The sequence below is a fragment of the Clostridium sp. NSJ-49 genome, from assembly GCF_014287725.1.
GTDB classification, from domain to species: Bacteria; Bacillota; Clostridia; order Clostridiales; family Clostridiaceae; genus Clostridium; species Clostridium disporicum_B.
In genome coordinates this window covers 1-13,270 of record NZ_JACOOP010000026.1, presented here as the reverse complement: position 1 = coordinate 13,270, position 13,270 = coordinate 1, and the positions used below count along the sequence as shown (strand labels likewise).

Genomic DNA, 13,270 nt, shown 5'->3' with positions numbered 1-13,270 from the left:
ACTACTCCTCCTTAAAATACAGTCATAATGACTAACCCTACTAACACAATAGCAAAGCCTATAAGTTTTTTCTTATTAAATCTATATTTATTCATTCCAAATAATCCAAAATGATCTATAAATGATGAGAATATTAACTGTGCAAATACTGCTAGAGAAGTTGTTAATGCAACTCCTATTTTACTTATTGTAATCATATTAACCAAAGTTAATGACACTCCTATTGCACCGCCAAAAAACATATATATAGGAAGTTTTTCTCTAACTGTAATTTTTGCTCTTTTAATTAACATTATAATAGCTATTGTAAAAAGTCCTACTGTATGTATTATAATCAAAGAATATGTTAATCCCACATTTCCTTCTAAACTCCCATTAAATGAAAGCATAATCGATATAAGTGCACCAATAACTAGTGCTAAAATATTATACATTTATTTTCCTCCTAAACTTATTTATTCTATATATAAGTTACTAAGTCTATCAAATTTATTATAGGACATTTGTCCTTTTTTCTTATAAATAGTATAATTTTTTAGGAGGTAACTTAAATGAAAGAGATAATAAATGCTGAAATTCTTAAACACTACATAAATGAATACTCACTAGCAAAGTATTTGAATAAAAATTTAATAAATTCTTGTAAAATTTATACTTTTGAAAAAAATGAATTTATATGTACATTGAACGAAAAATTAGAGTATATGTATTTCTTAGTGAAAGGAAAAGCGAAAGTTACAACACTACTTTCTTCTGGTCAATCTCTTTTACTATGTTTTAATAATCCATTATCGATAATAGGCGACTTAGAACTATTAGATAATCCTTATGCTGATTGTAATGTAATTACTCTTGAAAACTGTATTTGCTTAGCTATTCCAATATGGTCTATACATAATCATGGATATAATGATCCTCTTTTTTTAAGATTCATCATATCATCACTTGAAAATAAGCTTAGAAATAATTCTATTTATAGCTCCATAAATATTTTATATCCTCTAGAGAATAGATTTGCTAGCTATTTGTTATCAGTTCTTCCTTCTAACTCTACTTCACTTACCATAGAAGGTGTAAATCACATATCTGAACTACTAGGCTCTAGCTATAGACATCTAAATAGGGTTATAAAAACTTTAGTAGATTCACATGTCATTAAAAAGAATAAAAATGAAATCCAAGTTTTGAATCTAAAAAAGCTTGAATCTCTAGCAAAAGATATATATAGATAAAAAACATACGGCTTTTGCAAAGTGCAAAAGCCGTATGTTTTACAATAACTTTTCTACAAAAATTGTTGCTAAACCTAAGAAGAATAAGAATCCAAGTACATCTGTAAATGTTGTTACAAATATTGATGATGCAAGCGCTGGATCAACTTTTAGCTTCTTAAGTACAACTGGTACTACAAATCCTGATATAGTAGCTACTATCATATTTAATATCATAGCTACACCTATTATTAGTCCAAAGAATAACTTTCCTTCCCACAGATATCCTAGTACAGCTATGATAGCACCTATTACTACTCCAGTAACAAGTCCTATTCCTATTTCCTTAAAGAATACTCGTTTCATATTATCAAAATCTAATTCGCCTAATGCAAGTCCTCTTACGATTATTGTTAATGTCTGTGTACCTGCATTTCCACCCATTCCAGTTACTATAGGCATAAATGTTGCTAGTGCTACAATTCTTGAAATAGTCCCTTCAAACATACCAACAACAGCAGATGCTAAAATAGCAGTAAATAAATTTACTATAAGCCAAGGAAGTCTACTCTTAATAGATTCAGATAAAGTCCCACTAATTCTTTCGCCTTCGTCAACTCCTCCTAGACGATGGATATCTTCGGTACTTTCATCTCTTAAAATTTGCATAACATCATCTACTGTAACTATACCTAGTAATCTATTATAATTATCTACTACTGGCATAGTTAAATAACCATACTTTTCAAATCTATGTCCAACTTCTTCCTGATCTAAATCATAAGGTATCCCTTCAACCTTAACATGGATAATATCAGAAATCTTAGTCTCAAAACTGCTAGTTACAACTTCTTTTAATGATACTACACCTTTTAAACGATCTAGTTCGTCTATAACATATAAATCATATATATTTTCAACATCTTCTGTTGTACCTTGAAGATATTTTAAAGTATCTTCTACAGTCATTTCTCCTTTTACTGAAACAAATTCTGTAGCCATTATACCAGCAGCAGTATCAGGTTCATAACTCAATAATTGACGTGTTCTTCTTGCATCTTCTGCTGTCATCTTTGAAAGAATCTTATTTGCCTGTTCTTGACTTAAAATACCTAAAAGGTCTGTTAATTCATCTGAAGACATTTCTTCAATAATATTTTTTTGCTTATTTTCAGAAAACTCAGTTAAAATTTCATATTTTTCTTCATCTTCTGCTTCATCAATAATAGATGCTATACATTTTTCAGATAATCTATTTAATATATCTTTTCTATCTTCTTCATCTTCTCTTAATATATCAAGTATATCTACAGGGTGAATCCCTTCAATATATTTCATTATTCTATCTTGTGGTGCATGAAGCAAAAACTTTCTTAACTCTTCTTTATTCATATTTAATTTCATGGTTAATTCCTCCCTTTAGACAGGAAAAAGACCACTTTCATCAGTGGTATAATGAATCTTAATCCTATCTTTCAAATATTCAATTGTATTTATCCACCTATGGGCCGGATAAGAATCCATTAATACCACCTCCTATTAATTTTCAAATAAAAAAGACTTTTTGCCCCACGACAAAAAGTCCTAAAAACAACTTTTAAATAATCGTAGAGCTTTAGCACTATAAAGCGTAGACTTTTTCAGTCAGCTACATTAAAAATCACCTTTACGATGATTCTTGTTAACCCATTGGAATCTCTAGATTTTTCTGGGCAGCAGCATATTTCTTTATAGGAGCCTCACCTAACAATATCATATCTAATTCTATTATTTATGGTACAAAATATACTTACTCATGTCAATATAAAAGTTGATTTTATATTATTTTTTTTTTACAAATTCTATAATTGTTTTACTTATTCATTCACTTAAATTAGGAAAAATAGGCAAACCAGCAATATTAGTATTTTTTCCTTCTTTGTTGTGTTCTAATTTTCTTTCCTCTTCCCTATCACCTTTAACCCCTTCAATATTTAAATCACTTAAAACTTCTTCATTTGAAGCATCATCATTTATTTTTAAGCCATCAATATTATTGCTTATTCCTAAAGTATAATCATTAGTAAAATTATGAGAAGATAAGTTTTCTGTGTTTTTTAATGCAATTTTATCAAATATATGTTTTGTCATATTTTTACCCTCCTTTATACTTTTAGTATTCCAATGCTTATTGCAATAATTCAAAATTTTTTATAATTTTAGTAATACTAATTTCACATAATCATATATTGTATTAGCCCTTACTAACACTACTTTTTAATATAGATAATACTAATGAAATTATTATCAAAGCTAAAAAAGATTACTGATTATTATTTATATGTTTAATTATAAGTAATTAAACATATAAATAATAATCTAGTTATCAGATATTAATATCTAATAGCTAGATTATTTATTCTCCCTAAACTTCTTCGTAAACACTCTTTAATAATTCTATCTCTTTAGCATATCCATCTAATTCATTAGGTGTTTCTAAAAAGAATGGTAAATGTCTTAACTTAGGGTGATTAATAATTCTTTTTATTCCTTCAAAACCTATAAAACCTTCACCTATTTTTTCATGTCTATCTTTATGGCTTTTAAATGGATTTTTTGAATCATTAAGATGTATTGCTTTTAACTTATCAAGTCCTATTATTCTATCAAATTCATCTAATACGTTATCTAAATCATTAACTATGTCATATCCAGCATCATATACATGACAAGTATCTAAACATACACCCATATGGTCCTTAAGATTTACTCTGCTAATTATTTCTGCTATCTCTTCAAAACTTCTTCCAACTTCAGTTCCCTTACCAGCCATTGTTTCTAACAAAATAGTAGTTGTTTGTTCTGGTTTAATAACTTCATTTAATAAGTCTACAATATAATTAATGCCAACTTCGGCTCCTTGCTTAACATGGCTTCCTGGATGAAAATTATATAAATTATTTGGTATATATTCCATTCTAATTAAATCGTCAGCCATCATTTCTTTAGCAAATTTTCTCGTATTTTCATCAGCTGAACATGAATTTAGTGTGTAAGGCGCATGAGCTAACAATACTCCAAAGTTATTATCATTAGCTAATTTCAAAAATGCATCAATATCCTTTTGATCAATGTCTTTAGCTTTCCCACCTCTAGGATTACGAGTGAAAAATTGAAATGTATTCGCTCCTATTTTCAATGCTTCTTTCCCCATATTTTCAAAACCTTTTGTAGTTGATAAATGACATCCTATTTTAAGCATGTATTTTTCCTCCGTATCAATAAATCATCTAAATTAAATCTAATTTTAATTATATAATTATTATTCTATCTCTTATATTATAATAGTATTTATTTTAATATTTGTAAATAATAATTATTAATTAATAAAGTATTCTATTGCATTTATAATTTATTTTTCTTATAATTTACTTAAATAATTAGATTATCAGCGAGGACTAAAAATGATTAAATCAATTAATAATATATCTGCTTTAAAATTAATAGATGAAACGAAAGATTTACTTATACTAGATGTAAGAAGATTTAGTGAATTTAAAAGTGGTAAAATTCCTAAATCTATAAATATTCCAGTTGATGAACTAGAATATGAATTAGAAGAAATTGAAGAGTATAAAGATAAACCTATCTTAGTATATTGCAAAAGTGGGATACGTAGTAGTGTAGCTTGTTCTCTCCTTGAAGAAGAAGGTTTTTCACATCTATACAATTTAAGAGGTGGAATACTAGATTATACTGGAACTATAGAATAAAAATTAGAGGCCGTTCATTTATTTGAACTGCCTCTAATTTTTTTTGTGTTTTTTTCATCTCATTAATATTATGCTAAATATAATTTAATTTTATCTATACTATTTATTATAATATTTTTTTCAAATTATCTATTCTATATTCTTTGATAACTTTTTCTTTACCTTCTGTAACTATTATCAAACTAGCAATATCACCTTTACACTTAAAAATGCTTCCTTTTGTTTTACTTCCAATTACATTTACTGATGTACCTTTTTTTAAAGGTTTAATTTTATCAGAATTACAAAATTCACATCTTTCATTTGATTGAAATACTCTTCTACATTCTAAACAATAATTTAAAGATTTCATCAACTCTCTCCTTCACATAAAATAATATATCTATATAAATCACATATTAATTTATATGAAGTTGTCTACACTTTTAAAACTATTAATATAACTTATTTATATCATTTTTATTTTATAAGCTTTGTAATCTCATTATAAGATTCAGGTATAGTAAAAATTATATTTTCATCTATTCTAAGTTTACATTCTGTTTTACTTTCTTGAATTTGATTTAAATATAATGAATTTGATTTTATCTCTTTAAATTTTGTCGGTGCTAAACTTATGTTAAAATACTCACCTTTCATACCTGTAATTTTAACAACATTACTGTTATTCCCACTTTTAACCTTTAAACTTATAATATTATTGCCTTTAAGCATTACTTTATCTGTTGGATAATACTCAACATCAATTATTCCAGTTAAAGTTATAAACCCTCCACTTATTTTCTCTCTCCATAACATACTAATTTCATATTTATTGCATAAATCTGAAAGTAACTTTCCTAATTCATGCGTTGATAACATATATTCCATTCTAAATCTCTCCTATTTACTTTATCTAAAAACTTGCGGCTTCGCAGTATGATTAATATAGTTAACAGCTCTCATCTTAAATCTTTCTACCTCATCCAATTTATAAAAATGTAATAAATCAGATATTAAAAATAATGAATTCATTATTGAATATCTAAGATTATTTACTTGATCTATTCCTGCTCCAGTTTCAACAATTTCATCACTTTTAAACTTTAATACTTCAATATCATTCAACATTCTATCAAACTTACTAATTACTTCTTCCTTGTTTGTATCCTTAATATCATTAGAAATTAATTCATTTAAATATGTAATTAATTCATTATTTAATATTGAAAATTGTTCATATGTATTTAACATCATACATGTACCTCACTAACTATCTATCCCTTGTGGAAACTTAAAAATATTCAAAGGATCATATTTACTTTTTATCTTCTTAAGCTTAGATAAATTTTCTCCAAAATACTCTTCCTTATAATTTTCTAATTCTAACAATGGAAAGTTTATAAAAGAACCTTTAGTAATATTTTTTATATAACTAAACTTATCTAAAAACCATCTCTTATTTAATGGTGCATATTTTGCTTCTTCCCATACAGATTGGAATCCCATAATAAATTTTGCATCTCTATAATTAAAAGCTGTCTTATCATTTTTAAGATCTAAAACGGCTCCACCTAGTCCATAAAATGTAATAGCTGTATATATAGCTCCTTCTGCTCTATCTTCTATTAAATTTATTAATTCTTTGATTTCATTTTTTGAGTACTCTTTATATACAAATCTTCCTGATGATTTATAACTCTCATAATCCGGATGACTATCTTGTATTTTTCTGTTAGCCTCCAAAACAGTTCCATACTCCATTTTAAGTAATAAATTCGTCGAAGCTTTTTTTAATGGTTCCAGTACTTCATTAGCTTCTTTTTTATCACCATATAATAAAGCAGTAAATTTCACACCTTTACCATTTTCCTTAGAATTATAAATACTTAGCTTTCCATTAAATCTTTTATCTAAATTTTTATACATTTTCTGCCAAGTATTTATCAATTCAACAGCTTCATCAATATCACAATTATTAAAATCTCCATTAATTAACGTGGCCATTTCTATTTTTTTAGGCAAAGCAAATTTCATTGATATAACAACACCAAAATTCCCTCCACCAGCTCCTCTACAAGCCCAAAATAAATCTTCATTTTCTTTCTCATTTACGGTTAATATTTCACCATTATAGTTAACTAACTCTAACTCTATAAGTGTATCACATGATAAACCAAATAATCTTGTAGAATATCCCCAGCCACCTCCAAGAATTAACCCCGAAACGCCAACTGTTGGACAACCACCACCTGGAAAAGGATAACCTTTATTACCTAAAGCCTCATAAATCTCTCTATTTCTTACTCCTCCACCTAATTTAACATATCCTCTATCTTCATCTATGCAAATACTATTAATTTTACTAACATCAATCACTAACAAATCATTTCCTGTTGAAAAACCTTCATAATTATGACATCCAGATCTTATTCTAAAAGATATCTCATTCTTTCTAGCCCATTTAATTGCATTAGATATATCTTCTTTATTATTACAATAATTGATTATATAAGGATATTTCTCTATAGCCCTATTCCAGCATTTTCTACTTTCCTCATACTCAAAATCATCTTTTGTAATAACATCTCCAGTTAGCATAGAATAATCATAGTTATACATTTATTCACCTCAATTTTTCTATAAAATATTCTTTTACATATATAATAATATATTTATTAATTTTTTTATAGTATAAAATAATTATAATTTATTAATAATAATTACAAGAACTAAATTAAAGGAGTATTTTATATGTCTAAAATGAAAAAGATAAACGATCTTACTTATGTACAACTCAAATCTTGTACAAGTCATGCTAAGCCTTCTAAAGAACCTAATGATGGTTATTTTATAGAAAAAAATCCTAATGACAGTTTTTCCTCCGAAGGTACAGTACGCTACGGAGAAGAACAGGATGTTGATGATTTATAAATAACCTTATTTTGTAACTTAACAAAAAATGCTGAAGAAATATTACACTTTTTAGTGTTTATATATTTTCTCTTCAGCATTATTTTAATTCAATTAAATAACTTTAATTTTATATTTATTAAGATTTATTGACTTTTGATATCTGTATCTTTTTAGCTACTACTTGTGGAGGAATTGATTTAGTCATTGCTTTATCTAATTTAGCAAATATTAAGTCCCCAACGCAAACTTCCTTTTCCACTTTCTCTTGATTTCCACATTCATTTCCTAGTATTTCAGTTTCTTCAGTAACTATTAAAATTAATTCTTCTTCGTATACTGAGCATCCTTTAATATATCCTTTTGCTTTAACTCTAACACTATTTTCTTTTTCATCTTTTATGACTTCTGAAACCTTTCCCATAAAAATAGGTGATTTCTCTTTATTACTTGCAAAAGTAGAAAACGATAAAGATAATATAAGTACTAATGTAATTACTAAAACTCTTTTAAGTTTCATTTTTATTTCTCCTTTGTAAAAATTAATATTTTATAAAGTTATTTTCTCTCAATTTACTATGTAATATTCCTTTAATTTTCTATATTGTATATAAAAAAGAGATATGAAAACTTTCACATCTCTTGGTTTCAATTATATTTATATATTCTTAGCTAATCCTAATTTTAAAAAATATCTTCCGTACTTCTTTGCAAGTAATGAACCCAAAGGAACCCCTATCACTGTAACAACAATAAATTCTCCAAATGCTACTTGAAGCATTGTTATAAGCATTGGTACATTTATAGTTATATGAAGCATCCAACCAATTATTAATCCATTAAATATTGTTGGCCAAATTGATGAAACTAACAATGATACCTTAATATTCTTTATAGTATTTTTAGTCCAGTATATAACAACACAACTCATAAATGTTGCTAAAGAACCAAAAACTACATCCATTATTCCATATCCACCTAATATATTAGATAATAGACATCCTAAAGTTAGTCCTAAAATATATAAAGGATCAACAAAGGCTAATAATACCATAATTTCTGATAATCTGAATTGAACTGGGCCAAAACTTATTGGTGCTAATATTAAAGTTAATACAGCGTACAGAGCAGCAATAACTCCTGTTACTACAATTCTTTTAGTTAAATTTTGATTCATTTTTATTTCCCCCTATTTCTTAAATAGAGCCTCTTAACTTGAAAATAATAAAGGCTATAGATTTATAAAAATCTATAGCCTCAGTTACAAACAAGCATAAGTAAATAAACAATGTATAAATATTCTTATACATCTTATTTAACCTAGTTTTATTTATAGACAGGAGGCTTTCGAACTGTCTTCTATTAAATTTATCTCGTTTATTATAATTTAATAACGCATTAAAATCAAGATATATATCACAATTATTTTTCATACTTTATGAATATTTTGCCATAAAGCGGTAATATTATATAAAGAAAGAAATGTGGCTTGTTGGTCAAGAGGTAAAGACATCACCCTCTCACGGTGAAATCGGGGGTTCGATTCCCCTACAAGTCACCACTTTATATAATTAAAACTTACTACATAAAAAAGAACCCATCTTCATCTAAAACATTTTGCTTAGATGGAGGTGGGTTTTATAAAAATGCAACATTACTTTCTATTACCTCAATAAAAGCTTTTGCAATTTCCGGGTCAAATTGTTCACCACTACATTTTCTTAATTCCTCAATACCTTCCTCGTAACTTTTTCTTCTATTATAAGGTCTATTAGAAGTCATAGCATCGAAACTATCTACAACAGTTAGCACTCTTGCTAAATAAGGAATATTCTCTCCACTTAATCCATCTGGATATCCTTTTCCATCATATCTTTCATGATGATGTTTTATAAGCGGAATTACATCCTTAAGAGATTCAACAGATTTTATAATCTCTACTCCATTCTCTGGATGCTGCTTTAACTCTTCCCATTCTTCCTTTTCTAGCTTCATTCTCTTAACCAATATTTCCTTAGCTATATTTATCTTACCAATATCATGCATATATGCACCATATATTAAATTACTTTTATCAACATCAGAAAGATTAAGCTTGTCTGCCAAAAGTCTGCTATATATAACTACTCTTTCAACATGACTATATGTATATCTATCCTTTGCATTAATTATACTAATTAATGTTTTAATAGATGTTACAAGTTCAATATCTTTATCATCAATATTTTTCTTTAAATCATCCAATATTGATATATACGTTTCTACTCTATTTTTATTAAAGAATTTTGCTCTATATAAAGCATCATCAGCACTTTTAATAAGCTCAACTTCATCCTTAGCTTTATCCGGGAAAACAGAAACTCCTATTGAAGTTGTTATTTTACCTTTCGGCTGATTTTCTTCCCCTTCAAAATATGTTTCTTCTACATTTGCTCTTATTCTTTCTGCTATTTCTAAAGCTTCTTTTTCAGTAGTATCATCTAAAATAACAGCAAATTCTTCTCCACCATATCTTGCAACAATATCTTCTTCTCTCACCGAATTAGAAACAATAGCAGCTAATTCTTTAAGAATATTATCACCTTTCTGATGACCGTATAAATCATTGTAATGTTTAAAATAATCTATATCTATAAAGATCATGGATACAGGTTTACTTTCCTTTCTCCCAATCTCAACTTTCTCTTTTAATTTATCTTGAAAATATCTATGATTATATACATTAGTAAGACCATCATAATTAACCATATCCTCAAGTTTTTTTATATGCTCACCTTCAATTTTAACATAAAATCCTAAAGGCCAAGCTGTCAACATAAAAATTCCTGCCAAAATTAAGTCATTCTCAAAATATATATTTATATCTGCTCCTTTAAACATAAGAAGGTCCATCGCTAAAATAAGCGTCGATGAAATCATTGAAATACAAAGTCCATATTTCATTCCAAACTGAATTGTTGTTGAAATAATTATAAAAAGAAACAAAAACTTATATTGACTTTCATATCCTCCAGATAAATATATTATTCCAGTAAATATAATTATAAACATTATTAACTCTACAACATTACTAATAAAATAATTTCTTCCTTTTAATTTATTATTATTTGAAAATGTCCACATAAAATATATACTTAAAAAAATCATAAGAGGTATAAAAAACCAAATCAATGTAAAGTAAGCTTCTTGCGAATTCAGATTTTGAACATCACTTTTAAAAATATACTTACAAAGTATAATTCCAGTAAGTAAAAGAGATGCTAACTTCACTATTGATACAATATCTTTTATTTGCTTTTGTTTTGTATTTTGTACACTATTCATACTTTCTCCCTGTAATAGCATTATTATAGGATCAGTTACCCGATCCTATAATTCAATTATTCTTCTCTTAAGCACTTTGGCTCTTCTGGTTGATATAATGCAAAAAAGCATGCTGATGTTGCTATCATTGATGCAAATAAAGTCGCTACAGTAGCAACAAACATTAATATCTTCTTTTTCATATTTCTCACCTCCTTCAATATCTTTTATTTTTTATTCATTTACTTAAAATAATCCATCAAACTTAACAACTATAATATGTCCTATTTTAGTTAATGTAAAAACTTGCCAAGTCATTCCAAGAGATATACATAATGTATATGTAACCAACTTACTATTGCTATTAAACTGATAGCAAATGATATTGCATAAACAAATTATAAAATATATTATTAAAATTTTTATAGAATTTATCTTCAATCTTTTTCTATTTTTCTCATTTTTTATAGGTTTAGAGGTGCTATCCACAGGTGCCAATTTATTTACTAAATATAAGGCCCAAATAAAAACGACTATACTTAAAAATAAAATATTCCAAGTTCCTATATCAATCATTCTACACAATTTCCCAATTACTACACTAACTAATGCTCCAATTACAGCACATTTACCAGGAGTACTAGCATGAACTCCTCCAGAACTTTTTCTTAATACACTTATAATAATTGATACCAATAAAGCTTCTATAAAAACATTAAAAATTATACCTAATATTACAACAGTTATAATTGCAATTACCGTTTGAATCACTCCAAAAATCCCGTAATTAATGACTTCTCTCTTATCTTGGCTTAAATTTAGTTCTGTTGATATGCTATTTGAAATTCTATTACATAACCTTTCAATATTAAACATAGCTAAGCCTGTCTCTTTTCTTTAAGATTATATAATATGAACTAATTATTATTCCGAACAAAATTAATGATGGTAATCCATAGATAGTCTTCATAACTGTGTCTGAAAGAACTTTATCTAGTTTTGATCCTAAAATTAGACTAAGTAATCCAACATTTACTCCCTCACATATAAATAAAATAATAATCATTGTTATAGATGCTTTTATAGACTTTAAAATATCTATTTTGCTAACTGTACAAGTTATAACTATTGCCATAATAATATTTAGAATTGTATGTACTCCGTAATTTATTGGAAGCATTCTTATAACAAATACGCATATCACCATTAAAAAAGCTGATAATAAATATTTTTTTTATCTACTATCGTTTTAGAAAAAGAGTATATAGCAAACATATATATAAACGATTCTGGCATAGCCCTAAAAACGAATTCAAATACAGATAATTTTAACATAGACTTTCCTCCTTAGCTTTCAAATTTATTTTTTTTATAGAATTAAATATTATTAAAAACACAAAAACTCTTATTAATATATCTCCAATACTTAGTACACTGTAACCTAAATCTATAAAATCCGTTAGAATTTTAAAACTAGTTGTGCTTCCCCCCAATATATGTATATCATTTACTACTTGAAAAGCATCCGGTTTTGCATATCCTGTTATATATGATAATGTAGGATATACTGGCATAAACCCGCCATTAGCCCTTATAGCTAAATCATTAAGTAATCCACCTAGTGATATACAACTAGCACCAACTATGGCACTTATATATACTTCATATTTATAAACTAAAAAAATATATGAGCATAAATAAATTGTCTTGAAAAATACTAGAACCTTAACTACTTCGTAGTATTCATTCCAAATCATAACTTGTCCAATCCAATATAAAACTTCCATTATTATCACAGGATATATTTCCCATGACTTAAATAATGGTTTTATATTATATCCCTTAATTTTAGAAACAATAAATGCTATTAAAATTGTTTCAATCATATTTCCCCCCTAAAATTAAATTTCCGATCTGTTAAGTTATATGAACATTGCTCTTCTCAGCCCAAGGAAATACAATAGGTTTGCGATACTAAATAATACCCCCTTCAAAAAGGAGAGAAGAACAATGAGCAAAACTAATATAAAATGCCCACGCTGTAATTCTGATAAACTATACAAGTTTGGTATGAATAAGCAGGCTAAACAAAAGTATCAATGTAAGCAGTGT

Annotated in this window: 20 protein-coding genes, 1 tRNA gene and 1 riboswitch; of the genes, 5 read left to right on the top strand and 16 right to left on the bottom strand. The window is 27.0% G+C overall.

The window, feature by feature from the left end:
* Positions 1 to 11: 11 nt before the first annotated feature.
* A complete protein-coding gene (locus H8S10_RS10395) occupies positions 12 to 434 on the bottom strand; it encodes a DMT family transporter (protein ID WP_186838827.1) in 423 nt (140 codons plus the stop codon).
* A 117-nt stretch (positions 435 to 551) separates the two neighbouring features.
* Here H8S10_RS10395 and H8S10_RS10390 point away from each other — a divergent pair, with 117 nt between their 5' ends.
* The gene (locus H8S10_RS10390) at positions 552 to 1,232 is read left to right on the top strand and encodes a cyclic nucleotide-binding domain-containing protein (RefSeq protein ID WP_055264957.1); all 681 of its coding nucleotides are present in this window, start codon (positions 552 to 554) and stop codon (positions 1,230 to 1,232) included.
* Positions 1,233 to 1,271: 39 nt separating this feature from the next.
* On the opposite strand, the gene mgtE is transcribed toward H8S10_RS10390, so the two are convergent.
* The 3 genes from mgtE to H8S10_RS10375 all read right to left on the bottom strand — a co-directional run bounded on the left by mgtE (position 1,272) and on the right by H8S10_RS10375 (position 4,452).
* Positions 1,272 to 2,615, bottom strand: coding sequence for a magnesium transporter (gene mgtE / locus H8S10_RS10385; protein WP_055264955.1), 1,344 nt, complete (start codon positions 2,613 to 2,615; stop codon positions 1,272 to 1,274).
* Between the two features lie 192 nt (positions 2,616 to 2,807).
* A riboswitch (M-box (ykoK) riboswitch) is annotated at positions 2,808 to 2,969 on the bottom strand.
* Between the two features lie 102 nt (positions 2,970 to 3,071).
* On the bottom strand, positions 3,072 to 3,341 hold the full coding sequence (locus H8S10_RS10380; RefSeq protein ID WP_186838826.1) for a hypothetical protein: 270 nt from the start codon (positions 3,339 to 3,341) through the stop codon (positions 3,072 to 3,074).
* Between the two features lie 274 nt (positions 3,342 to 3,615).
* The gene (locus H8S10_RS10375) at positions 3,616 to 4,452 is read right to left on the bottom strand and encodes a deoxyribonuclease IV (RefSeq protein WP_186838825.1); all 837 of its coding nucleotides are present in this window, start codon (positions 4,450 to 4,452) and stop codon (positions 3,616 to 3,618) included.
* Positions 4,453 to 4,654: 202 nt separating this feature from the next.
* On the opposite strand from H8S10_RS10375, the gene H8S10_RS10370 reads away from it, so the two are divergent.
* Positions 4,655 to 4,963: a rhodanese-like domain-containing protein gene (locus H8S10_RS10370; protein ID WP_055264949.1), complete on the top strand. Its 309-nt coding sequence runs from the start codon at positions 4,655 to 4,657 to the stop codon at positions 4,961 to 4,963.
* Positions 4,964 to 5,069: 106 nt separating this feature from the next.
* On the opposite strand, the gene H8S10_RS10365 is transcribed toward H8S10_RS10370, so the two are convergent.
* The 4 genes from H8S10_RS10365 to H8S10_RS10350 all read right to left on the bottom strand — a co-directional run bounded on the left by H8S10_RS10365 (position 5,070) and on the right by H8S10_RS10350 (position 7,564).
* On the bottom strand, positions 5,070 to 5,315 hold the full coding sequence (locus tag H8S10_RS10365) for a hypothetical protein (protein WP_186838824.1): 246 nt from the start codon (positions 5,313 to 5,315) through the stop codon (positions 5,070 to 5,072).
* Positions 5,316 to 5,422: 107 nt separating this feature from the next.
* A complete protein-coding gene (locus H8S10_RS10360) occupies positions 5,423 to 5,833 on the bottom strand; it encodes a hypothetical protein (RefSeq protein ID WP_055264945.1) in 411 nt (136 codons plus the stop codon).
* 21 nt (positions 5,834 to 5,854) lie between these two features.
* Positions 5,855 to 6,199, bottom strand: a complete 345-nt coding sequence (locus H8S10_RS10355; RefSeq protein ID WP_186838823.1) for a hypothetical protein — start codon at positions 6,197 to 6,199, stop codon at positions 5,855 to 5,857.
* Between the two features lie 12 nt (positions 6,200 to 6,211).
* A complete protein-coding gene (locus H8S10_RS10350; protein WP_186838822.1) occupies positions 6,212 to 7,564 on the bottom strand; it encodes an FAD-dependent oxidoreductase in 1,353 nt (450 codons plus the stop codon).
* 132 nt (positions 7,565 to 7,696) lie between these two features.
* On the opposite strand from H8S10_RS10350, the gene H8S10_RS10345 reads away from it, so the two are divergent.
* Positions 7,697 to 7,876, top strand: a complete 180-nt coding sequence (locus H8S10_RS10345; RefSeq protein ID WP_186838821.1) for a hypothetical protein — start codon at positions 7,697 to 7,699, stop codon at positions 7,874 to 7,876.
* 118 nt (positions 7,877 to 7,994) lie between these two features.
* Here the strand turns inward: H8S10_RS10345 and H8S10_RS10340 are convergent, their stop codons facing one another.
* Positions 7,995 to 8,375 (bottom strand): hypothetical protein, encoded by a 381-nt coding sequence (locus H8S10_RS10340; protein ID WP_055264937.1) that lies wholly within the window; start codon positions 8,373 to 8,375, stop codon positions 7,995 to 7,997.
* A gap of 138 nt (positions 8,376 to 8,513) precedes the next feature.
* Positions 8,514 to 9,032 (bottom strand): QueT transporter family protein, encoded by a 519-nt coding sequence (locus H8S10_RS10335; RefSeq protein ID WP_055264935.1) that lies wholly within the window; start codon positions 9,030 to 9,032, stop codon positions 8,514 to 8,516.
* Between the two features lie 309 nt (positions 9,033 to 9,341).
* Between H8S10_RS10335 and H8S10_RS10330 the strand changes: the two genes are divergently transcribed.
* Positions 9,342 to 9,416 (top strand) — tRNA-Glu (locus H8S10_RS10330).
* Between the two features lie 77 nt (positions 9,417 to 9,493).
* On the opposite strand, the gene H8S10_RS10325 is transcribed toward H8S10_RS10330, so the two are convergent.
* The 6 genes from H8S10_RS10325 to H8S10_RS10305 are packed head-to-tail and all read right to left on the bottom strand — an operon-like array spanning position 9,494 to position 13,044.
* Complete coding sequence (locus tag H8S10_RS10325) at positions 9,494 to 11,179, bottom strand: diguanylate cyclase (protein WP_186838820.1); 1,686 nt, start codon at positions 11,177 to 11,179, stop codon at positions 9,494 to 9,496.
* A gap of 56 nt (positions 11,180 to 11,235) precedes the next feature.
* On the bottom strand, positions 11,236 to 11,361 hold the full coding sequence (locus H8S10_RS10320; RefSeq protein ID WP_186838819.1) for a cyclic lactone autoinducer peptide: 126 nt from the start codon (positions 11,359 to 11,361) through the stop codon (positions 11,236 to 11,238).
* 43 nt (positions 11,362 to 11,404) lie between these two features.
* Positions 11,405 to 12,034: an accessory gene regulator B family protein gene (locus H8S10_RS10315; RefSeq protein WP_186838818.1), complete on the bottom strand. Its 630-nt coding sequence runs from the start codon at positions 12,032 to 12,034 to the stop codon at positions 11,405 to 11,407.
* The gene (locus H8S10_RS10310; RefSeq protein ID WP_243175861.1) at positions 12,027 to 12,365 is read right to left on the bottom strand and encodes a hypothetical protein; all 339 of its coding nucleotides are present in this window, start codon (positions 12,363 to 12,365) and stop codon (positions 12,027 to 12,029) included. The genes H8S10_RS10315 and H8S10_RS10310 overlap by 8 nt, the downstream gene beginning before the upstream one ends.
* Positions 12,365 to 12,493, bottom strand: a complete 129-nt coding sequence (locus tag H8S10_RS18280) for a hypothetical protein (protein ID WP_279287175.1) — start codon at positions 12,491 to 12,493, stop codon at positions 12,365 to 12,367. Before H8S10_RS18280 ends, H8S10_RS10310 begins: the two co-directional genes overlap by 1 nt.
* Positions 12,487 to 13,044, bottom strand: coding sequence for a DUF5317 family protein (locus tag H8S10_RS10305; RefSeq protein WP_186838817.1), 558 nt, complete (start codon positions 13,042 to 13,044; stop codon positions 12,487 to 12,489). Before H8S10_RS10305 ends, H8S10_RS18280 begins: the two co-directional genes overlap by 7 nt.
* Positions 13,045 to 13,168: 124 nt before the next feature.
* On the opposite strand from H8S10_RS10305, the gene H8S10_RS10300 reads away from it, so the two are divergent.
* On the top strand, positions 13,169 to 13,270 hold a 102-nt coding region (locus H8S10_RS10300), incomplete at its 3' end, for an IS1 family transposase (protein WP_347707662.1).